The sequence below is a fragment of the Pseudomonas sp. rhizo25 genome (genome assembly GCF_031931935.1).
GTDB classification, from domain to species: domain Bacteria; phylum Pseudomonadota; class Gammaproteobacteria; order Pseudomonadales; family Pseudomonadaceae; genus Aquipseudomonas; species Aquipseudomonas synxantha.
In genome coordinates, this window is the sequence record NZ_JAUJXA010000001.1 from 127,422 (window position 1) to 150,192 (window position 22,771).

The window sequence follows — 22,771 nt, forward strand, 5'->3', positions numbered from 1 at the left end:
CAATTAGAGCGCCAGTATACAGCCCCGGCGACACCGGGACACTCGGCTTTGGTCGCCCATACGGAAACTATCCATTTGCCGGGCGCCCCTCTATGATGCACCCATGACTTTTTGATGTGCGATGACCCATGGCCGACTCTGCGTTTTTCTGCTCACTGACCCACGAAGGCGTGCTTGCCGTCCGCGGCTCCGATGCTGCCAAGTTCCTGCAGGGCCAACTGACCTGCAACCTCAATTACCTGAGTGACACCCAGGCCAGCCTGGGCGCACGCTGTACGCAAAAAGGCCGTATGCAGTCCAGCTTTCGCATCCTGTTGCAAGGCGACGGCGTGCTGATGGCCATGGCCACCGAGCTGCTCGAACCACAGCTGGCCGACCTGAAGAAATACGCGGTGTTCTCCAAATCCAAACTCACCGACGAAAGCGCCGCCTGGGCGCGCTTTGGCCTGGCGAACGCAGACGCTTCCCTGGCCGCCCTTGGCCTGGCACTGCCGGCCGAGACCGACAGCGTAGTACGCACCGATTCGCTCATCGCCATACGCGTTTCCCCTAACCGTGCCGAACTCTGGGTGCCCATAGAGCAAGCCGACGTCGTGCGCAGCCAACTGGCCGCGCAGCTGCCACAGGCTGACTTGAATGCCTGGCTGCTCGGCCAGATCCGCGCCGGTATCGGCCAGGTGATGCCGCAGACTCGCGAGCTGTTCATCCCGCAGATGCTCAACCTGCAGGCCGTGGGTGGCGTGAGCTTCAAAAAAGGCTGCTACACCGGCCAGGAAATCGTCGCGCGCATGCAGTACCTGGGCAAACTCAAGCGACGCCTGTATCGCCTGAGCCTGGAGGCGGCCGATCTACCCGAGCCAGGCACGCCATTGTTTTCACCCAGCCACAACAGCGCGATCGGCGAAGTCGTCATCGCGGCAAAAGCGGACCAGTCGATTGAACTTCTCGCCGTGCTGCAAGCCGAAGCTGCCGACAATGGCGACGTGCGCTTGGGCACCTTGGAAGGCCCTGGCTTGCGCATGCTCGACCTGCCCTACCAACTGGACCGTGATCGCGAGATCCAGCGTTAATTGCCGTACCTTTTTGCAGCACCCTAGAGAGCATGAATGAACAAGCTGGCGGAAAAAGTCCAACAGGCTTTGGTGATGGCCATCGACAACGATGACCTGGTTCTGCCGACACTGCCGGAGGTGGCCCTGAGGATTCGCCAGGCCGCTGAAGACCCGGAGATCAGCATCAGCCACTTGAGCAAGGTGATCAGTCGCGACACCGCTCTATCGGCGCGCCTGATCAAAGTGGTCAATAGCCCGCTGTTGCGGGCCAGCCAGGAAGTCACCGACCTGCACACCGCCATCACGCGGCTCGGCACCAACTACAGCAGCAACCTGGCCATCGGCCTGGTGATGGAGCAGATCTTTCACGCCCGCTCCGAAGTGGTTGCACAGAAAATGCGTGATGTGTGGTGTCGCAGCCTGGAAGTAGCCGGCGTCAGCTATGCCTTGTGCCGCAAGCATAGCCACCTCAAGGCGGACCAGGCGGCCCTTGGTGGCTTGGTGCACCAGATCGGCGTGCTACCGATCCTCACTTACGCCGAAGACCATTACGAACTGCTCTCGGACCCGGTCAGCCTCAACCACGTCATCGAGAGCATTCACCCGTTGCTGGGCGACAAACTGTTGGGCGGCTGGGACTTTCCGGAAATGCTGGCAAAACTGCCGGGGCAGTACCTGAACCTGGAACGCGACTCTGCCAGGCTCGACTATGTCGATCTGGTGCAAATCGCCGTACTCTACTGCCACCACAACACCGACCATCCGCTGGCGAAAGTCGACATTACCAGCGTGCCGGCGATGCAAAAGCTGCAGCTTGATCTCTACAGCGAAAAGTCACGCGCTGAACTGGATGAAGCGCGCTCAATGTTTTACTGATCAACCCGCAATAAAACTCACGCGGACTTTCAGCCCAGCCAACTCACCATCATGCAGGCTGATCTGCGCCAGGTGTGCGCGGCAGATCTCCCCGACAATCGCCAGTCCCAAGCCAGACCCCATGCCCTGCTGGCTGCGTCGGTAAAAACGCTCGAATACCCGGTCCCGCTCATCCAGCGGGATGCCCGGGCCATCATCTTCGACCTCCAGCACCGCCGGTGCCGTCACCCGCAGAATCACATTGCCGCCAGGCGGTGTGTGGGCCAGGGCGTTATCCACCAGGTTGCTCAGCAACTCGTTCAACAGCGTCGGTTCGCCGCGCAGCCATATGGGCTCGTCCGCCTCCAGCGCCAAGGCCACTCCCCGCGCATGGGCCAGTGGCGCCATGGCCATGCCCAGCTCGCGGGCCAACTGGCTGAGATCGAGCAATTGCGCACCGCCCTCGGCAATGGCCCGGGCACCGTTTTCAATGCGGGCCAGGGACAACAACTGGTTAGCCAGGTGTGTCAGGCGGTCGGTGCCTTGGGCGGCACTTTCCAGGGTGCTGCGCCAGGTGGCCGGTTCTTCGGCGCGCAGGCCCAACTCCAGGCGGGCCTTGAGCGCCGCCAGCGGCGTGCGCAGCTCATGGGCTGCATCGGCAATAAACTGTGCCTGGCGCTCGAACTGCCCGCGCAGGCGTTCGGTAAAGTGGTTGAGGGAACGCACCAACGGGCCGAATTCATCCTGGACTTCCACCAGCGGCAGCGGCCGCAGGTCATCGGGCTGGCGCTCTTCCACCGCGGTGCGCAGGCGTTCCAACGGGCGCAATGCCGCGCTCACGGCGAACCACACCAGCAGCAGTGCACCGATGGCGAGCATGCCCAGGCGCAACAGCGTGTCGGCCATCAAGCTGCGGGCCATGGCGACCCGTGCTTCGTCGGTTTCGGCGACGCGGATTTCCGCCATGCCATTCATGTTCGGTTCGGAGACGGCCTTGAGCAGGCTCACCACCCGTACAGGCTGGCCCTGGTACACAGCGTTGTAGAAGCGTGCCAATGCCGGGTAATCGTCGGTGCGTGGTGTGCCGGGCGGCGGGCCGGGCAGGTTTTCGTAACCGGAAATCAGCTTCTGGTCGATGTCATTGACCTGGTAATAAATACGCCCTGCGCTGTCGTAGGCGAAGGTGTCCAAGGCCACGTATGGCACATTCGCGCTAAGGGTGCCGTCGACCTGGGTCAAGCCGGCGGCAATGGTGCGCGCCGAGGCCAGCAAGGTGCGGTCATAGGCGGTGTCGGCGGCTTCGCGGCCGTTCCAGTAGGCACTCATGCCGCTGGCGAGCATCAACAACACCAGCAGCAGCGCCAGGTTGCACAGCAGGCGCCAGCGCAGGCTGCTGGGCTTATGCATCGCGGGCTTCCAACAAGTAGCCAAGGCCGCGGAACGTCACGATGGCGATGGGCTGGCCGTCGAGCTTCTTGCGCAGGCGGTGCACGTAGATTTCGATGGCGTCGGGGCTGGCTTCCTCATCGAGGCCGAATACCTGGGAGGCCAACTGTTCCTTGCTCATCACGCGGCCTGGCCGGGCGATAAGAGCTTCGAGCACGGCTTGCTCGCGGGAGGTCAAGGTCATCAACTCGCCCCCAACCGTGAAGCGCCGGGTGTCGAGGTCGTACACCAGCACCCCGCACGCCTGCTGGCGCTCCCCGCCCAGCACGCTGCGCCGCAGCAGCGCCTTGACCCGTGCTTCCAGCTCCGTCAGCTCAAACGGCTTGGCGAGGTAGTCGTCGGCGCCCAGGTTCAGGCCATGCACTCGGTCTTTCACATCGCTGCGCGCCGTCAGCATCAGCACCGGCAGGTTTTTGCCACGGGCCCGCAGGCGCGCCAGTACCTCGAAACCATCCATGCGCGGCAGGCCCACGTCGAGGATTACCGCCGCGTACTCCTCACTGCCCAAGGCCAGGTCCGCGGCCACGCCATCGTGCAGCACGTCGACCGTCAAACCCATGCCCTTGAGCGCTTGGGCGACACTTTCGGCGAGTTGCAAATGGTCTTCAACCAGAAGGACACGCATGGATTTCTACCTCATGAGGGGTGGTCGGCGCGGCTTTTTATTGACCCGCTGGCCGGCGAGTTTACAGGCGCAACCTGCCCTGTGAAGCCCGAAAACATTGAAAGACAATTGAAAGGTTAGTGAAAGCTTCGCCCTTTAGCATCCAGCCACGGTGGTCTATGCCTGCCGAGCTACCTGATTCGTAGCACCCGAAAAACGCCTCGAAGCGTTTTCGTCAAAATAAGAACAATAACGGAGAAATCCCATGACCTCTTCACTACGTAGAGTTGCCCTTGCCGCCGGCTGCATGCTGTTCGCCGGCCAACTGCTGGCTGCCGACGAACCCAAGCGCCCTGAATGCATCGCCCCAGCCTCCCCCGGCGGTGGTTTTGACCTGACCTGCAAGCTGGCACAAAGCGCGTTGGTCAATGAAAAGCTGCTGAGCAAGCCGATGCGCGTGACCTACATGCCCGGCGGCGTGGGCGCGGTGGCCTACAACGCCGTGGTCGCCCAGCGCCCTGCGGACGCCGGCACCCTGGTGGCCTGGTCCAGCGGCTCGCTATTGAACCTGGCCCAAGGCAAGTTCGGCCGTTTCGATGAAACCAACGTGCGCTGGCTGGCTGCCGTAGGCACCAGCTACGGTGCCATCGCAGTAAAAAGCGACTCGCCCTACAAGACCCTCGACGACCTGGTAAAAGCCTTGAAAAAAGATCCGGGCAGCGTGGTGATCGGCTCCGGCGGCACAGTAGGCAGCCAGGACTGGATGCAAACCGCGCTGATCGCCAAGGCCGCCGGGATCAACCCGCGTGAACTGCGTTACGTGGCCCTCGAGGGCGGCGGTGAAATCGCCACGGCCCTGCTCGGTGGGCACATCCAAGTGGGCAGTACTGACATCTCCGACTCGATGCCGCACATCCTCAGCGGGGACATGCGCCTGTTGGCCGTGTTCGCCGAGAAGCGCCTGGACGAGCCGGAAATGAAAGACATCCCGACCGCCAAGGAGCAAGGCTACGACATCGTCTGGCCGGTGGTACGGGGCTTCTACCTTGGGCCAAAGGTCAGCGATGCCGACTACGCATGGTGGAAAGAGGCATTCGACAAGCTGCTGGCCTCCGACGAATTCGCCAAGCTGCGTGACCAGCGCGAGCTGTTCCCGTTCGCCATGACCGGCCCGGAGCTGGACACCTATGTGAAGAAACAGGTGGCTGACTACAAGGTACTGGCCAAAGAGTTCGGCCTGATCCAGTAAACGCCCGTCTTTCGTGTAATGCCCCTGTAGGAGCGAGCTTGCTGGCGAAGAATCCGAGGACATCCACGTGCGTCCAGACAGCACGCGTTATCGTTGAAGTTTTTCGCGAGCAAGCTCGCTCCTACTAGAGGGGCCTTGGAGTTTTCTATGCTCTTACAACGCATTTTCGCCGCCGTGCTGTTGCTGGCCTGCGCCGGCCTCGCCCTGATGGCCTGGCCGTATCAGGCGGCATTTTCATATGAGCCGGTCGGCCCACGCGCCTATCCTCTGCTGATGCTCGGGTTGATGAGCCTGGCGCTGATCTACATGCTCTTTCGCCCGCAACCCACCAAGCACACCGAAGAAGAACCGGCGCTGGACCGCGAGACCCTGATCAAAATCGGCATGTGCGTCGCACTGTTGCTCATCTTCGCCGCCACCTTCGAATCCCTGGGCTTCATCCTCAGCAGCATGTTGATCGGCATTCCAATGGCGCGCCTGTATGGCGGTCGCTGGGTCGCCAGCGTGGTAATCGTCGGCCTGATGGCTATCGGCCTGTACCTGCTGTTCGATAAAGCCATGGATGTGCCGTTGCCCCTCGGCCTGCTCGACGTTCTGGAGAACTGATATGGATACCTTTGGCTATTTGGGCCAGGGTTTCGGCGTCGCGCTGAGCCCCTATAACCTGGTGACCGCATTATGCGGCACCCTGATCGGCACCGTGGTCGGCCTGCTGCCGGGCCTGGGCCCCATCAACGGCGTAGCGCTGCTGATCCCCATCGCATTTGCCCTGGGCCTGCCACCGGAGTCGGCATTGATCCTGCTTGCGGCGGTGTACCTGGGTTGCGAATACGGCGGCCGTATCAGTTCAATCCTGCTCAACATCCCTGGAGAAGCCTCCACCGTGATGACCACCCTTGACGGTTACCCGATGGCCCGCAAAGGTCTGGCAGGTGTGGCGCTGTCGTTGTCGGCGTGGAGCTCTTTCATCGGTGCATTTATTGCCACCTGCGGCATGGTGCTGTTTGCCCCGCTGTTGGCCAAATGGGCGATTGCCTTCGGGCCGGCAGAGTATTTTGTACTGATGGTGTTCGCGATTGTCTGCCTCGGCGGCATGGCCGGTGACAAGCCGTTGAAGACTTTCGTGGCGGCGCTGATCGGGTTGTTCCTCTCGGCAGTCGGCATCGATGCCAACAGCGGCGTGTACCGTTTTACCGGCGACAACATCCACCTTACCGATGGCATTCAGTTTGTGGTGCTGGTGCTGGGCCTGTTTTCCATCAGCGAGATCCTGTTGCTGCTGGAAAAAACCCACCGTGGTCAGGAAGCAGTCAAGGCCACCGGGCGCATGATGTTCAACCTGAAGGAAGCGGGTGCGGTGTTCGTGGTTAACGTCCGCTGCGGCTTGCTCGGTTTCATCATGGGTGTATTGCCGGGCGCCGGTGCAACCCTGGCGTCCGCCGTTGCCTACATGACCGAAAAACGCCTGGCCGGTGCCGGCGGCAAGTTCGGCCAGGGCGATATGCGCGGTCTGGCGGCACCGGAAACCGCCATCGGGGCATCCGCCTGTGGCGCATTGGTGCCGATGCTGACGCTCGGCGTTCCAGGTTCGGGCACCACGGCGGTGATGATCGGCGCCCTGTCGCTGTACAACATCACCCCGGGGCCGCTGCTGTTTCAACAGCAACCGGACATCGTCTGGGGCCTGATCGCGTCGTTGTTTATCGCCAACATCATGCTGGTGATCCTCAATATCCCGATGATCCGCATCTTCACCCGCATCCTCGCTGTGCCGAACTGGGCGCTGGTGCCGGTGATCGCGATCATTACCGCCATTGGCGTGTATGCGGTGCACGCCACCACCTTCGATCTGTTCCTGATGGTCGGCATCGGTATCTTCGGCTACATCCTGCGCAAGCTGGATTTCCCGCTTTCGCCAGTGTTGTTGGGCTTTATCCTCGGCGGCCTGATGGAACAGAACTTGCGCCGTGCACTGTCGATTTCCAACGGTGCACTGGACATCCTCTGGTCGAGCCCGATCACCTTTGGCGTATGGGTACTGACAGCGCTGATGCTGATGTTCCCGCTGATTCGCATCTATCGCAAACGAGCCCTGCAGCGTCGTGCCGTGGCCGATGTCTGAGGTCACCTTCAAACATTGGTGGGGAACACCGCTGGTCGGCCTGGCCGGCGGTTACCTGGCCAGCCTGGTCGGCTGGCCTTTGCCGTATATGGTCGGCTCGTTGCTGGCGATCATCCTGGTGCGCTGCCTCACGCCCTGGCAATTGGCGGAGATTCTCGGCGGGCGCAAATGCGGCCAATGGGTAGTGGGCATCGGCATTGGCTTGCACTTCACCCCGCTGGTGATCGAGCAAGTGATGAGCCACTTCGGCCTGATCTTTTTCGGTGCTCTGGTCACCAGTTTGTCGAGCGTGGTCGGCGTGTGGTTGATGCGCCGCAGCGGTGAAGACCGCGCCACGGCGTTTTTCTCCAGTATGCCGGGCGGCTCCGGGGAGATGGTCAACCTCGGCGCCCGCAACGGCGCAATACTTAGTCGGGTGGCGGCAGGACAAAGCCTGCGTGTGCTGGTGGTGGTGTTGTGTGTGCCGGCGATCTTCAAGTATTTGCTGGGTGGCGGTACACCGCAGTTTCACCCGGCGCCTGTGGACTGGACGTGGCTGGCCCTGCTGTTTCCGATAGGCGCGCTGGTTGCCTGGGGCTGGCAGCGTTTGCGCCAACCCAATCCCTGGTTGTTCGGGCCATTGCTGGTGAGTGCCATCGCCAGCGTGACCTGGGATTTACACATTGGCCTGCCCGACGGCGGCAGCCAGATCGGCCAATGGCTGATCGGCAGCGGTTTGGGCTGCCACTTCAATCGGCAGTTCTTCCGCAGCGCACCGGCGTTCATGGGCCGCACCTTGATTGGCACGGCCTTGACCATGGCGCTCGCCACTTTGGCAGCGGTAGGGTTGAGTGCGCTGACCCACCTGGACCTGCGCTCACTGACGCTGGGCATGATGCCCGGTGGCATCGCCGAGATGAGCCTGACGGCAGAGACCCTGCAATTGTCGGTGCCGTTGGTGACGGCGATGCAGGTGATGCGCTTGTTGTTTGTGTTGTTTCTGGCGGAGCCGTTGTTCAGGCATTGGAATCGGCAGGCCTGATCTTGCTTTGGCTTGGGTCGCCCCAGGCCCTTACCATTCGTCGGCACTGTCAATTCTCACAGCTATCTCTCGCCCTCGTCACAGCGTTGAATCAACCGAGTGATGCTCAGCCCAACCAGTTCGGGCACGCCCCTCAACGGCTCTGACAGGACCTTCTTCATGACTATCGACCAGGATACCCAGCACCCCGATCGCTCACCCATTTCCGTTCAGCCCGCCTCTTTGCGCCCTGAAGGCTTCACCATTGCCCAACCCGACGACGCCATCTTGACGTCACAGTCCTTTCGCAATACTCCCTTCGCGGACTTGCCCCTGTACCTGCCCACTCTGAGCAATCCGGTGGTCGGCTTCGATGGTGGCTTTAACCGAGCGGCGCTGGAGGTCAGTGACAAAGGCGTGACCTGTATCCTGCTGCCTTATCTTGAGCAGGTTGACAGGGACTTCATCGAGCTGAAATTAAATGGTGTTCGCGTTGACTTTCATACCGTAACCGAGGATGAGGCCCGCCAGGGCCTGCAAATTGTCCTGCATGTGGCCAGCGAACGCTTTATCCGTGAGGCCGGCAATACACTGCAGGCCTTTGTGACCCACGTCGGTGGAGGCAGCGACCAAACCAAACCCTTCAATATCAAGGTCGATATCGAGTTCCCAGGTGGGCGTAACCCGGTGGCCAGCACCCCGCAAAACGAGAACCTGCCCAAGCCCGTATTTCCTCAGGATGTAATCGACTTCGGCGTCACGTCGGAAAACTCCATAAACCCCATCCCCGTATCCATCGGCTATTACCCGGTTAACACAAACCTCCCCAGGGTCAATCATCGCAAGGTTCGTGATGAAATTCGCCTGAGCCTCGGGGGGGTCGTTGTCAAACACCCCGTGACTGAATTCGAGGCGGCGGGCGAAGCCCCGATCATCATCAACGTCAACACCGGCACTTGGGATAAGGTGGGTGACGGCGTGCACGTGTGCGAATACGAAGTGGTGGACGAGGTCGGCAACCACTCCCAAGGATTTTCCCCACCTCAAGTCATCGAGGTACGGCGCAACACGGGTGCAGAACCGCTTTTACCGGCCCCTTACATCGCAGAATCCATCGAGCGGCCAGGCCAAAACGATCTGCTCGATGCTGATGACCTTGACGGCAACGATGCAACCATTGTGGTTGAGGTGAACCGCCAGGGCTATGAACTCGGTGACGTACTACGCCTGAAAGTCTCCGGGCGCACTGAAGGCAGCCAGTTGATTACCACCTTTTACGACCACCCTATTGACTCCACCACTCGCGCCCAGCGCATCCGCTGGCCCTACGCCGATATCCTGCCGTTGATCGATGGGCGCGTCCAATTGACCTATCAACGGCTTCGCCTCAACGCATTACCACGCAACTCCCTCGACAGGTCGGTGGATATCACCGGTACCCCCGTCGAGGCCGGCCTGGCGCCACCTATCGTGCTCGAGGCCGTAGGTGGAAACCTGCCCGCAGCCACCGACCCAGTGACGGTGTTCATCAGGGCCCTTACCGGCTACCCTGCCAACGCTCGCGTTTTGCTGGTGCTCAACGGCACCTACGCCAATGGTCGGTCCTACTATGCCGAGCACACGGCCCGCGCCGGCCAGAACGATATAGTCCTAGAGCTACCCAACGGGCCCAATGGCGAAATCGCCCAGTTGGAAGGCGGCTCGCTCTCGCTGCACTACACCGTCAACGGCGGGCCACCGTCACGTCGGCTGAACCTGTACGTGGGAGGCCTGCGAGCCATCCTGCCAGCGCCCATCACACGCGAAGCAGTGCCACCGGACCATGTGTTCGACCCGGACAAGAACCGCGGCAACCTGAATGTCACGGTCAAGGCTCATCCCGCCTTCACCTTGGGCGCCACGGTGTACCTGTACGCCGAAGGCAGTGCCCCTGGCGGTAGCGCCCCGCGGATGGAATTCGAGATCGACGAAAACTGGCTCGGTGTCGACCTGCCCTTCGTGGTTGCTCGGCTCTACGTCACCGCCAACCTCAATGGCACCCAAAGTTTGTACTACACCGTGGTAAAACCGGGGCAGCGTGACATGCTTTCCGAGGCCCTGACGATCCGCGTCGGCGCGGCCCTCGACCTGCCCGTCCCCGAAGTGCTCGAAAGCACGCAGATCACGCCGACCCTGAGCCGCCTGAACCCTGCGCATGTGCTGCAGTCGGGCGTGGTGACCGTGCGCGTACGTTATCGCCCGATGCTGGCAAGCGATGACATCGAGGTGTACGTCATCGGCAAACCGGAGCTCGGCACACCGGTTATCGGCATCAAGCCTGGCATACCTGCGCCCGGTGGAGACTATGTCGATTTCACCGTGCCCAACGTGTTTGTGGGCGCCAACCTGGCGCAAAGTTGCCGGGTGTTCTACGAGGTGATCCGTGACCACAAGCGTGAACCGTCCAGGGAACTGACGCTCGAGATCGAGGCGCTGGAGGCGCAGTATTGGGACTTGGTGAGTGTGCCGCAGGCCGAGACCAATGGCGGGGTGATTGACGTCACCAAGGCACATGATGTTCGGATCGATGCCTGGCCGTTTTTGCGCTACGACCCTGAGAACCCGCAATCGGTGTGGATTGACGCCGAGGGCACAGTGAATCAAGTGTTGCGCAACGGTACCCCGCTGACGCCCGCCGAGTTTGCCGCCGAGCGCATCCTGACACCTATTCCGGCCAGTTACCTGAGAAGACTCGCCGATGGCAGCCCGCTGGACCTCAAGGCGTATGTATCGCTGGATGGGGGCGGGCGGGTGACAGCGCAACGGTTGGTGCCTGCAAGTTACAGAATCAGGAAGCAACCGGGCGTTGTAGACAGCATCAACGTAGGCGGCGCCCCGGACCGCATTGTCATTAATGCAGAGGGCACCGTGGCTTATGTTGCCAATTACAATACCAGCACGATATCCGTGATTGATCTGACGACATTCAGCCTGTCGGACACCATTACTCTTCCGACTAATACTTACACAAATGGATTGGTGCTTCATCCAGATGGGTCACGCCTGTACACAAGTGGATACTACCATGGCGAAATTCAAATAATCGATACAAGTGACAATAAAATCATCAATAAAATTACTGGCCTTTCCCGTTATGGATATGGCGCCTTGACATTTAATCTTGACGGCTCACGCCTTTACTATGGCAGTAGCTACTACAGCTCATTACAAGTTATTGACACATCGAACGACAGCATAATCCAGTCGGAATACACCTATTACCCTGCGGACTTTACGCTGGCTCCACAGGGCACACGTCTATACTCTGCAGCCTATAATGCGATGGGCATTATCGACACGGCTACCAATACTCAGCTGTCGACACTTACAGGTTTCAGTTATGCCTGGCGACTGGCATACAGCCCTTATGCGCAAAAAATCTATGTGACAGACCAAAGTGCGGCCAACGTGAAAATCGTCGACGCGCGCACCAACTTAATCAGCAACACCATACCCAACCTAACCGGCGCATTCGGTATAGCCTTTCATCCCACACGCCGGCTGGCTTACGTAACGATGAACACCTCAAACTCAGTAGCAATCATTGACATCGACAAAGAGGAAGTCATCAGAACCATGACGGGGTTCGTCTACCCAACAAGCATCGCCATTGCCCCCGATGGATCATATGCGTTAGTCAGCAACTACAATGCCAATACGGTGTTTATCGTTCAACTTTGACGACCCAGGGCAACTTAAGCCAGAAGTAACGCAAACAGGTTTATCTCTCAGATGAACCTGTTTGCGCTTTATTCGCTACTAATCAGCGCTTATTCGCATTTTCAGTGCTTGCAGCCAGCCCGGCAGAAGAGTCACGCGGCCGCTTCGACTCGTAGGAAAGCGCGAATATATCTGCTCGACGCAAGTTTGGGGGCACCGATTCAGGCAGCCTCAGTGCACCATACCACTCGTGGGCACTGTCCATTCTCACAGCTATTCATCCGCCCTCCACCCTGCGTTCAATCCCTGATGCTCCCTCCCGTCGCGGTGCCGCGTCCTACTACGAGGTCCTGATCATGGAACCCGCCCTGAGCAACCTCCCTCCTGTCTCGCAGCTAGCGCCTTACATTCCCGGTTTGACCACGCCGGCGGTAGGGTTCTCCGATGGCGTGTACCAACAATTACTGGAGGGCCACGGTAGCGCAGGCTTGATTTGCAGCTTGCGCGCCTATGCAGGCCAGCTTGAAGGTGATTTCATTGAGCTGTTCTGCAACGATCTGCTGGTCCCGGTCGACTTCCACACCGTTACCGAACAGCAAGCGCGCGAGGAAAAACCAATCCCCCTGCACATATGCGCGTCCCGCCTGCCAGACGGTACGGTACGATTCCGTGTGTTTGGTGGTGTTTTAGCTCGCCCCCGGTGCCAACTCAATAAAAAGCCCCGGATCTTGCGATCCGGGGCTTTTTAGTGGGTTACACGTCAGACGTTCACATCCTTAAAAATCGTAACGCAACCCCACATTCACCCCCCAAGGCTGGTCAATGCTCTTGCCCATGCTACGTTCCACATCGGCATGCACCTTCCAATTCTTCGACACCGCCATGGCGATACCGGCCGCCATCTCAACCCGCGAACCCGACAGGTCGTTGTTGAAGCTGTTGCCATTGACGGACACCTTGTTGCTCTGGTTGAACTCATGGGCCACCGCCGTACGCAGGTACGGCTGCAACACGCTGCCGCTGTCCAACTGGATGTCACGCCCGGCGGTCACGCCCAGCTTACCCACCACCGAGGCCGTACGTGCGCCTTCGGCTTGCAGGCCGTTGTCCAGCTCATAGCTCTGGCGCTGGATGATCGCCGTGGCCAATTGGCCGTATGGCTCGACGAAGTAACCGTCATCCAGCTTGATATTACGCCCCACTTCAGCCGAAGCCGTGACCGCATTTTGCGTGTAGTTGCCCTTGGCTTTCTTGCCGTCGCTCATGGCAACGTCTGACTCGTTGTGCAAGCGGTTGAACTTGAGCACACCGTCAAAGTACAAGCCGCTCTCTGCATCCAGCCAGGTTGCATAGCCGCCCACGTAGTAGCTGTCGACGGTGGCCTTGCTGCCGCGGCTCAGGTCCAGGTCCGAGGTGCTGTGACCGGCCATGAAGCCCGCCAGCCATTGGCCATCACCGCCGGTCAACGGCACATCGGCACCCAGGGTGAAACCACGCTGGGTCTGGTTGTACTGCATGCCTTTATCGCTGTTGTTCACTTCAAATTTGTTGCCATAGGCGCGGCTCCACAACCCGGTCGATTGACCATCGCTGTGGCGCAGCTCACCCATGCGGGTGCGCAAGTTGGTCATTTCACCGTACAACACACTCGGCGCCGCGTTGGCCAGGGCCAGCACGGAGTTGGTGCTCGGGCTGATCACCTTGCTGCCCGGATCGAGCAACCAATCCTTGCCTTCGTTGTCGTCAACCAGGCTGTAGGAGTATGTACCCACGTCCACCCGTTCACCCACCAGGCTGAACTTGGCGCCGCCGTCTTCGGTGTGCACGACATGCAAGCGATCTTCCGACAACGGGTCTGCACCGGTGCTGGTGATCAACAACTGATGGTCACCCGAGGACGTGCCGGTGACATTCAGGAAGTCGCCGGTCAAGGTAGCGAAATCCACGCTCATGACGAACGTGCCATTACCCGACAGGTTGTCCACGTCCAATTTGTAGAACGTGCCGGTGTCGCCGAACTTGACGTTACCGCCGGCCAGGAGCAGATCGCCCACATGCTGGTCGTCGACCATGACCCAGGTGGCGTCGCTGTTGATCGCCAGTGTGTCGACGTTTTCCAGGCGGCCGGTGAGCACCGAGCCATTATTCAGGCCGACGCTGGCGCTGCCGCCGTTGTTGATGACATCACCCGTCAGAATTGCGTGGTCCAGGTTAAGGTCCAACGCGCTGTCGGCACCCACCTGAATATTGCCAGCCAACTCGCTGAAGCGCACGCGCATGTTGGCCGAGCCGCCCTGGGTCAGCTCGAGCATGTTACCGTTCTGACCCTGCAGGGACGAACCATTGGTCACGTCGATTTCAGCCGTGATCGGCCCCAGTACATTAATCGCGGGGCCATCGAGGCCCGTCACACGCGAACCGTCGAGTATCAGGTGAGGCGACTCAAGGGCAGTTGCACTTTCAAGGGACATCACAACGCCCGTGGTACCACCGGTAATTTCGCTGTCAGTGGCGATTGCGGCCCCTCCCAGGAGCCTCAACCCTTGCTGGCGTTGGCCCACCAGCACAGAGTTGTTCAACTCCAGAAGGCTATGGGACGTGACGTTGGCCCCATAGGTCGCTCCAGTGATTTCACTATTGTCGACTTGTGCGTAGGACCCCGTGGGCGTGCCCACCTGGCGAGCCACATTCAAGCCGCCACTGGTGTGGCTGGTAATGCGCGCGTCGGAAATAGTGGCGCTTGAATTGCTGAGCGCAATAGCCGCCTGGGAGCCATGGACAGAACTCACGTTGGCTCCTGTCAACGTCAAGGTCGACCCGCTCGTCGCACGTATTTCTTTAACGTTGGCGTTCTTGTGAACAGTCAGCGTCGCACCTTTTTGGGCCAGATAGTCGCTGGCTGCGGCCCCCGGGCGGACGTCATATTTGCCGCTGCCCACCGTTCCGTCCACCACAATTGTCGACATTGCCTGTTGACTCAACAGGCATAACGGTGCGGCGGCTACGAGCTTGATGATCGATGATAAACGCGAATAACGAAAACGCTGGGAAGCAGGAGAAATCATGTTGTGTAGCCTCAGAATTAAGTACCAGTTCGAACCCGGAACCCGTATCGAAGAGGTTTCCGTTTTCCACGGTGCAGAGACTAATAACGTGAGTTCCCAAAGAGCGTAGGACTTTCCTTAAGGTACAAAACTCAATAAAAAACCCCACCCTCTCAAGCGAGAGGGTGGGGCCCCGACAATCAATCAAAGCGTACCTTTGACGCGCGACGCACCCGGAACACAATAGCCAGGAATGTTGCCTCCCGAACCAACCAGATCCCAGGCTGCCCTCACCTCGTCGGACCTGCCCCGGTCTCCCGTGGAGGGGCGCAGAAGCCTCCAACGCACACCGACGATGCCTCGGCCATTATTGCCTGTGACGTCTTGAAGCCAGACCTTCAAATCCAGCGGGACGGTCAAGCCAAGATTGACATGCTCACTGTTGAGCTCGAATTCAGAGGTCTCTATGGGCGTACCGACAGGCGCGCCAGGAGCGTTGAACGCGTATCTGACAGCCTCGATGATCACTTTGTCGCCAACCAAGAGGAGCCCGGGATCCAGAATCTTGACAGGCACACCTAGCCAAGGCTGCCGAGCACAGTTAATGGCATAGGTGAAGTTCGGGTTGCCTGTAATAACCGTGGCATTTTCAAAGGTCACAGGCGTGAGGCTACCGATGTTGAAGATCTCCACGACAACATCTTGATTCGGAGAATGCTTATAGTTGATGGCATCCCGAATAACGCAGTGAGTTTCAATGGTGCCATTGCCCTTGGCATCGATAGTGGCCCACGGCACGGTAAAAGGCACCGGAAAATCGGGCGCTTCCGCCCCGGTTACCGGGTAAGTCCCAACGACATCCCCCCCATAGACATAGTCAATGAAATCACCCACTTCCAGCCCCGGTGGTAGGGTGAAAGTGACGGTGGCATCGAAGTTGCGATCTTTCTCGGAGAGGCGGTTATCGGGTTTGGGGTCGGGGCCCCCACCGAGCAGAACGGGCTGTGCCAAGTTTGTGTCTACAGGGCCTTCGCCAGGGTTTTGCCCACCGGGCTCACGCAGGTCGACATCCACTTGCACCACAGCTGCGTTGTAAGTGGGGCTGCCTTGGCGCTCAATCATGACTTTGATATCCGCCGTATAGAAATTCCCGCCTGCCGCAATAGCTGCAAAACGTGCAGGGATGTCAATTGGGAAAACGGGCATGCCAACAGATTGACGATAGATCTCAATAGTCCCCCATAACACGACCAGAGTGTCGTTCTGCAAATGGCCGGTCAGGCTTTCCAACCGCACCGTTGCGCCGTTACGGGCCTCTGCTTTATCAACCAATGGCTCTTCCAACACACTGACGGGACCAAACACGGGCGCTTCGTTCAGACTCACTTGTACGTAGTTTGGAATAGACAACGTAGTCGTGTTGCCAGACCGATCAGCCAGGTTATATCTCACGTCTATCGAACCTGACCGCTCAAGAATCGTTGCAGTTGGAATATGACCAGTAATGTCGCCTGTCACCGGCACGTCATCCTCGATCGCAACTATATTACTTCCCACAAGTACTCGATAAGTATCACCGCCACGCCGGTCTGCCGGCGTGGGAATGGTGAATTCCAAACCCGCTTTACCCACGAGAAAGGCTGGGGTCAGTTCGGTGCCGTAATCTTCTATCATGACCCTCGAAGGTTGACTGCCATAGTTAGGGTCCTGCGCATCTACGTAAACCCGATTGATGTTGTAATTAACGTCATTGTCGCTGAGGTTGAGCACATGAACGCTGATGTCTTTGACACCGTTGGTTTGCAAGGCCGACTTGGGGCCCAAATCCACAATTACCGGATCAGGTAAAGTGACAGCTGCGTCGTAGGTCTCAATATGTACCGGCCGGCCATTCACAGAGACGGTGAGTATATCGAAGTCATTAAAAAAGCCGGTACGGTCCCACAGGTCAACCCTTAGACTGAGTCCGCTCAATTGAAGCGCCCTTGGCACCACATTCCGGTGGTTGTCGCCAGCAATGGCCGGCAATAAACCAGGGATCGTCGGAGCAGGTAAATATGTGGGATCGAGAACGGGTTCTTCCCACTCTTCCATGGGGCCTACAGGGTCTTGACTAACAGGTTTACTGGATGTGTTGGACATGATTCAAACTCCTCAAAAGAATAAGTATCTGTCCGGGCATAAAACGACGGTAAGACTAAACACCCGGGTGTCATTTTCTAAACGTATGCCGACCCTGCAGAGGTCTGAATTGGCAAATCTGCTGGCCTCTCATTCATTTAATGGCATTTCCCTTTAACGCGTAACTGTCAAACTTGACAGTACCCCTTGCGGCTCGACTGTGATGCTCGCAACCACGAGCACCTCCTCCACTACAAGCACACTGCACCCTTCTCCACTACGCCTAATCGTCCGACACGCAAGGCGGTGAGTTGGGCCGAATCAATCTGATGAACACCAAGTTACGCTCGGAATACCCCATGCCTGCACCTGCCGGTTTGATGATCTGATAGCGCGCAACCGCAGAGCCATGCCGAGGGTTGGTTTGCCCTTCTGGTGGCTTGATCAGCCCTGGAAGCAAGATGTATGGGTCAAACGGAACCTGAAAGACATATCCCTCACGGGCTTCTTGTTCCGTCAGCGTATGGCTGAAGGACTTGATGGTGTCAGGAATGACAGCGCCGGCGAAACCATTAGGGTGCGCATAACTGGCCCAGTGCAAAATCACCTCATCACCGCCGTCCAACAGCGTTGGATCCCCGGGTATTTTAACGCCGGCTCCGTTTACCCAAGGTCGCAGATGGCAGCTGATAAACCCAGCGTCCGGGCCAGGTCCGTAGTTGACTCCGACATACTCAAGGGGTTTGAGCCCAACGATAGGCACCGTATTGATCATTACCGGTGTGTCTGGCGCGCGTTGCCGGTTGACCCCGTTGAAGGTCCAGTAAAAGAAAGGAACCCAACCTGTATCTAAAAGCTCGATGATGTTCCAGTCGACGAACCACTCAATTTCCCGACCCGCGCTATCTCCCGCTTGTACGGTGTAGGTCGCGATGGGCCCGGGAAAGCTCCCTGCCATCAGTTCCAACGTTTGACCAACATCGGGCGCGCCATACAACGAGGTAATCACGCGTACCGGCTTACCCTCGTCGTTGATAGTCAATTGGTTGTCACCATCTACCCCCTTCACTGTCACCACGTCCAGCAATAGGTTGATAGGGTTTGGGTTATTCGGGCTCACCGGCCCGGCAACCGTCAGATCCACAGGAGCAAAGCGGGTGATCGATGGCCTGGAGGGGGCAACGCCTCTCTGCCAACTGTATTCTGCCCTCACAATCCCGGAAACGAACTCGTAACCGCCGCTGGCCAACACCGAATACGGAATCGGCACCCTGATAGGCCAAACCTGAAAAGCTGAAATAACGATGGGGTCAAGCGGTATAAGATCCCATGACGGTAGGAGACGATCCCCCTCTGTGGAGCCGAATACTTCGAGGATATTCATATATACCCCGCCTTCAGCACGGGCGTCATTGAGGGCTATACGCCCATCATTCAACTGCGGAATTTGAACAGGATCCAGGTCGGTGGGCGTAGGCGTCAGATTGATTAACAGGGGAGCGGTACGTGATGGGCCCGACTCACGACCCGAGCGGTCTTTCAAATAGTACTGAGCGTTGAACTCCCGATTGGGCAAACCGCGAAGAAAAGCGCCCGGGAAATGCACCTCAATGGGCCGAACCCCATCCTTGTGCGCTTGAACAATGGTGGTGGTGGCAACGATGTCCAAATGGCGTGGACGTTTGCGCAAAGGCTTGAGAAAAGGCAGTGGTATTAAAGAAGCCTCCACCACATCCCCCAAACGTATGTCCGGCCATATCAAATCAATGGTAGCGGTCACTCTGTCCAGGTTGGCGGGATTATCCAGATATTCATCCGTTACGCCGTCATCTTCGATGACCTGCGGGAACTGGAAACGCGGACCACGCAAGCCGTTATTTGGCCCGACCTTGTCACTGTCCAGAATTGTCGAAAACGAAAGCTCCCCTGGGTTACCACTTGATTCTCTTAATATCACCTCGTAGCGCAATCTATGCAGGCCGGGTACGTCCATGAGATGGGGGGGTACCAGAGCGTCAACGTCAGGCAGGTCGCTAGCGTCATAAGGCGCCGTCAGCCTCTTCTCATCAAACATCTCGGCCTCAAAAAACCACTTGACAAGAGTGATATCCCCAGGATCAAGCACATTGCTGCCGGGCCACAACGTAGGCACTTCAACCCTCAGCCCTGTGCTTTGAAAAAATACCGGTATTTTATGACCGCGGTCATCTGCCTCAAGGGGTAATGCATCAGGTGCAACAGGTGCATCCAGAACCAGCACACCTGCTTTTGTGCCACGACTGGAAGGCGGGTTAAGCGGATCGTACTCAGACATATCGACTCTCCTAGACGACTATCAGGTTGAGGCCTTCGACCACCTAAAGGGTACTGACCCCATCCAAAGATCACGGAGAGTAGTTAAGGCAATTTGCCCCCAAGCGGATACTGTCAGAACTAACAGGGGCTGCGTCCCGTGCAGTTTTGTTCAGCTTGGCTAGAACGATAAAATTCTTTCGAATCATCGAATTGCAGATGTGAGACGGCATAGCACGCCTCGCATGTATCAGACAGGCGGCAACACCCAATCAATCGGTGTCTCACCGCTTTGCTCAAGAAACTTATTGGCCCGGCTGAAATGCCCACATCCCAGAAACCCGCGATACGCGGACAACGGCGACGGATGCACCGACGTCAGCACCAGATGCTTGGTGGCGTCGATCAGCTTCTGCTTGCTTTGGGCGTGAGCGCCCCACAGCAGAAACACCAGATGGGGCTGATGCTCACTGACCACCTCGATAATCCGATCGGTAAAGAACTGCCAGCCCTTGCCCGCGTGGGCATTGGCATTCGCCCGCTCTACAGTCATGGTGGTGTTGAGCATCAGCACGCCCTGGTCGGCCCAGCTTTGCAGGTAGCCGTGGTTGGGGATGTCGATGTTCAGGTCGCGCTTGAGCTCTTTATAGATATTGACCAGCGACGGCGGCGCCGGCACCCCCGGTTGTACCGAAAAGCACAGGCCATGGGCCTGGCCGGGACCGTGATAGGGGTCCTGGCCGAGGATCACGACCTTTACCTTGTCCAGGGGCGTTGAGTTGAGAGCGTTGAAAATCAACGGGCCGGGCGGGTAGATCTCTTTGCCGGCGGCATGTTCCTGACGCAGGAATTCGCGCAACTGGGCCATATAGGGCTTCTCGAACTCATCACGCAGGGCGTGTTTCCAGCTGGGTTCGAGTTTGATACGGTCGCCATCGGTCATAGTTGAATTGTCTTGTAAAAAAGAATGAGGCGAACCCTAGGAAAGCCGACTCCGCTTGTCAATTGATCTGACACACCACCGGCACTTTCCCACGAAGGGATCATACTCATCCTTCACCTTCTCGATTGAGGTCACGATGAACCTGCACTTCGAAGAACTGACCGGCAGTGGCGGTGCCCGCATTGGCATCGCCAGCCTGGACGCAGAAAAGACCCTCAACGCCCTCTCCCTGCCGATGATCCTCGCGCTGAGCGACCGCCTGGATGCCTGGGCCAAAGACCCGCAAATCGTCTGCGTGCTGTTGCGCGGCAATGGGCCCAAAGCCTTTTGCGCCGGTGGCGAGGTGCGCAGCCTGGCCCAGGAATGCCGTGAACAACCCGGCGAAGTCCCGGCCTTGGCCGCGCAGTTTTTTGCTGCCGAATATCGCCTCGATTACCGCCTGCACACCTACCCCAAGCCGCTGATCTGCTGGGGCCACGGCTATGTGCTGGGCGGCGGCATGGGCCTGTTGCAAAGCGCTTCCGTGCGCATCGTCACGCCAACCAGCCGCCTGGCCATGCCCGAAATCAGCATCGGCCTTTACCCGGACGTCGGTGCCAGTTGGTTTCTTTCCCGCCTGCCTGGCAAGCTCGGGTTATTCCTGGGCCTCACCGGTGCCCATATCAACGGTCGTGATGCACTGGACCTGGGCCTGGCCGACCGCTTCCTGCGTGATGACCAGCAGGACGAATTGCTCAATGGCCTGCTGCAACTGAACTGGCAGGAACAGACCGTCATGCAGCTCAACAGCTTGCTCAAGGCCCTGGCCCAGGAAGCGGAGAGCCAGCAACCCGAAGCGCAGTGGCTGCCACGCCGCGGGCAGATCGACGAGTGGCTGGATGTGGGGGATGTACGCTGTGCCTGGCGTGCATTGAGCCTGCTGCGTGATCACAGCGACCCGCTATTGGCGCGCGCCGGCAAAACCCTCAGTGAAGGATGCCCTTTGACGGCGCATCTGGTCTGGGAGCAGATCCAGCGTGCCCGCCATCTGTCCCTGGCCCAGGTGTTCCAGATGGAATACACCATCAGTCTCAACTGCTGCCGTCACCCGGAATTCGCCGAAGGGGTCCGGGCACGCTTGATCGACAAGGACCAGGCGCCTCATTGGCATTGGCCGGATATCAACACGCTTCCGGAAGCAGTGGTGCAGGCGCACTTCAATAAGGCGTGGGAAGGTAGGAATCCTCTGGCGGATTTATCCGACTTTTGACAGCTTTACGTTTTTTGTCGGCTACCTTGAAGGCGCAGTTATCCGGCGGGCCTTCGTCACACAAATAAACCGGTTGGCCGAATAGATCTTTGTCTAGCCGCCAATACAACGTATCAGTCAATGACATGCTGGTCGGAACGCCAGGCGGGCTTGGTCTCAAGGCGACAACGTCGCCCCCGCCAGTTCGATAGATACATTTGTCCATGTAGCCGCCTTGCCGTTCCTCACCTTTGCCCGGGGTAAATAAGGCGCCGATAAACCGGTCGATAAAATCGCGGCTCTCGACTTTCTGGCTCTGCCACAGCACATTTTTATCCACGACTTCAAAATGCTCATCGACATGCTTGATCATCAAGGGATAAGGGCAACCTTGTTCCGCTCTGGCCAGGGCAGCAACGCTGCCCATCATTAAGAAAAGACACATCAATCGTTTGAACATAGCAGGTTCCATTCACCCATTTTCTCTACGGGGCATACACAGCCTCACATAGTGAAATGCATCTAGAAACCCAAAGATAGCTGTTAAATCTGACAGTACCGACAAACGGTTAAAAAAAGCGGCGCATCAGGCGCCGCTTGTTTTTCAAAACATTTAACGGTGGCCGCCGCGACCACCTCCGTGATCGGAGCCCCGTCCATACCCACCGTTGCCCCAGCGATTGCCCCATCCCTGGTTCTGATAGGGCCTGTTACCGGCCCTAGGGTAATAACGCGGCGCGGGCTGGTAGTAACGCGGCGCGGAATAATAACGAGGCGGTGGCGCATAGTAGCGAGGCGCTGGAGCGTAGTAACTGCGCCCATACGGGGAGTAACGCGGGCCACCGTAGTAATAGGCCGGCGCAGGTGCGGTGTAGACCTCGGAACGGTAGTAAGTAGAGCCTCCATCGTAGTAGGGCACGCAGGCGCAAAGGGTCAGGCCGAGCAAAGCGATAAGCAGCAGTCGTCGATACATGGCGGCCTCCTGGACCGCGGAAGAGCTCCTCCAGCGACGCTGGGAAGCGGCATTCAGCTTTCACTGAATGACGAAATATCTGACATCAAAAACAGAATCTGGTGCGCTGACGACACAAGTAGAAACATCTGTTTCAGACGAAT

17 protein-coding genes are annotated in these 22,771 nt (G+C 58.5%); 9 read left to right on the forward strand and 8 right to left on the reverse strand.

Annotation, left to right across the window (positions count from 1 at the left end):
* The first annotated feature begins 128 nt into the window (after window positions 1–128).
* Both ygfZ and QZR30_RS00635 read left to right on the forward strand, forming a co-directional pair.
* A complete protein-coding gene (gene ygfZ / locus QZR30_RS00630) occupies window positions 129–1,070 on the forward strand; it encodes a CAF17-like 4Fe-4S cluster assembly/insertion protein YgfZ (RefSeq protein WP_311902840.1) in 942 nt (313 codons plus the stop codon).
* A 36-nt stretch (window positions 1,071–1,106) separates the two neighbouring features.
* A complete protein-coding gene (locus tag QZR30_RS00635) occupies window positions 1,107–1,928 on the forward strand; it encodes an HDOD domain-containing protein (RefSeq protein WP_046071413.1) in 822 nt (273 codons plus the stop codon).
* Here QZR30_RS00635 and QZR30_RS00640 read toward each other — a convergent pair whose 3' ends face one another.
* Together QZR30_RS00640 and QZR30_RS00645 are read right to left on the reverse strand one after the other, a co-directional pair.
* On the reverse strand, window positions 1,929–3,314 hold the full coding sequence (locus QZR30_RS00640) for a sensor histidine kinase (protein ID WP_046071412.1): 1,386 nt from the start codon (window positions 3,312–3,314) through the stop codon (window positions 1,929–1,931).
* The gene (locus tag QZR30_RS00645; RefSeq protein WP_046071411.1) at window positions 3,307–3,978 is read right to left on the reverse strand and encodes a response regulator; all 672 of its coding nucleotides are present in this window, start codon (window positions 3,976–3,978) and stop codon (window positions 3,307–3,309) included. Before QZR30_RS00645 ends, QZR30_RS00640 begins: the two co-directional genes overlap by 8 nt.
* Window positions 3,979–4,222: 244 nt before the next feature.
* On the opposite strand from QZR30_RS00645, the gene QZR30_RS00650 reads away from it, so the two are divergent.
* The 6 genes from QZR30_RS00650 (at window position 4,223) to QZR30_RS00675 (ending at window position 12,776) form a co-directional block, all read left to right on the forward strand.
* Window positions 4,223–5,206, forward strand: a complete 984-nt coding sequence (locus QZR30_RS00650; protein WP_056847358.1) for a Bug family tripartite tricarboxylate transporter substrate binding protein — start codon at window positions 4,223–4,225, stop codon at window positions 5,204–5,206.
* A 147-nt stretch (window positions 5,207–5,353) separates the two neighbouring features.
* Entirely contained in the window at window positions 5,354–5,812 is a 459-nt protein-coding gene (locus QZR30_RS00655) for a tripartite tricarboxylate transporter TctB family protein (RefSeq protein WP_056847359.1), read from the forward strand.
* A gap of 1 nt (window position 5,813) precedes the next feature.
* Window positions 5,814–7,328 (forward strand): tripartite tricarboxylate transporter permease, encoded by a 1,515-nt coding sequence (locus QZR30_RS00660; protein ID WP_311902841.1) that lies wholly within the window; start codon window positions 5,814–5,816, stop codon window positions 7,326–7,328.
* Window positions 7,321–8,349 carry an AbrB family transcriptional regulator gene (locus QZR30_RS00665; protein ID WP_311902842.1) on the forward strand — a complete coding sequence of 343 codons (1,029 nt, stop codon included), beginning with the start codon at window positions 7,321–7,323 and terminating at the stop codon, window positions 8,347–8,349. Before QZR30_RS00660 ends, QZR30_RS00665 begins: the two co-directional genes overlap by 8 nt.
* A 159-nt stretch (window positions 8,350–8,508) precedes the next feature.
* On the forward strand, window positions 8,509–12,048 hold the full coding sequence (locus QZR30_RS00670; protein WP_274358129.1) for a YncE family protein: 3,540 nt from the start codon (window positions 8,509–8,511) through the stop codon (window positions 12,046–12,048).
* A 335-nt stretch (window positions 12,049–12,383) separates the two neighbouring features.
* On the forward strand, window positions 12,384–12,776 hold the full coding sequence (locus tag QZR30_RS00675) for a hypothetical protein (RefSeq protein ID WP_311902843.1): 393 nt from the start codon (window positions 12,384–12,386) through the stop codon (window positions 12,774–12,776).
* Between the two features lie 27 nt (window positions 12,777–12,803).
* On the opposite strand, the gene QZR30_RS00680 is transcribed toward QZR30_RS00675, so the two are convergent.
* From QZR30_RS00680 to ung, 4 genes are all read right to left on the reverse strand, one after another.
* Window positions 12,804–15,092: an autotransporter outer membrane beta-barrel domain-containing protein gene (locus QZR30_RS00680; protein ID WP_311902844.1), complete on the reverse strand. Its 2,289-nt coding sequence runs from the start codon at window positions 15,090–15,092 to the stop codon at window positions 12,804–12,806.
* 183 nt (window positions 15,093–15,275) lie between these two features.
* Window positions 15,276–17,213, reverse strand: coding sequence for a hypothetical protein (locus tag QZR30_RS00685; protein ID WP_059397093.1), 1,938 nt, complete (start codon window positions 17,211–17,213; stop codon window positions 15,276–15,278).
* A gap of 262 nt (window positions 17,214–17,475) precedes the next feature.
* Window positions 17,476–19,506 carry a hypothetical protein gene (locus tag QZR30_RS00690; RefSeq protein ID WP_059397094.1) on the reverse strand — a complete coding sequence of 677 codons (2,031 nt, stop codon included), beginning with the start codon at window positions 19,504–19,506 and terminating at the stop codon, window positions 17,476–17,478.
* A 228-nt stretch (window positions 19,507–19,734) separates the two neighbouring features.
* Window positions 19,735–20,427, reverse strand: a complete 693-nt coding sequence (gene ung / locus QZR30_RS00695; RefSeq protein WP_005785971.1) for a uracil-DNA glycosylase — start codon at window positions 20,425–20,427, stop codon at window positions 19,735–19,737.
* Window positions 20,428–20,563: 136 nt separating this feature from the next.
* Between ung and QZR30_RS00700 the strand changes: the two genes are divergently transcribed.
* Window positions 20,564–21,676: an enoyl-CoA hydratase/isomerase family protein gene (locus QZR30_RS00700; protein WP_059397095.1), complete on the forward strand. Its 1,113-nt coding sequence runs from the start codon at window positions 20,564–20,566 to the stop codon at window positions 21,674–21,676.
* On the opposite strand, the gene QZR30_RS00705 is transcribed toward QZR30_RS00700, so the two are convergent.
* Both QZR30_RS00705 and QZR30_RS00710 read right to left on the reverse strand, forming a co-directional pair.
* Window positions 21,624–22,115: a DUF3757 domain-containing protein gene (locus tag QZR30_RS00705; RefSeq protein ID WP_068966582.1), complete on the reverse strand. Its 492-nt coding sequence runs from the start codon at window positions 22,113–22,115 to the stop codon at window positions 21,624–21,626. The genes QZR30_RS00700 and QZR30_RS00705 overlap by 53 nt on opposite strands.
* A gap of 153 nt (window positions 22,116–22,268) precedes the next feature.
* Complete coding sequence (locus tag QZR30_RS00710) at window positions 22,269–22,628, reverse strand: hypothetical protein (protein ID WP_080944729.1); 360 nt, start codon at window positions 22,626–22,628, stop codon at window positions 22,269–22,271.
* Window positions 22,629–22,771: the final 143 nt, after the last annotated feature.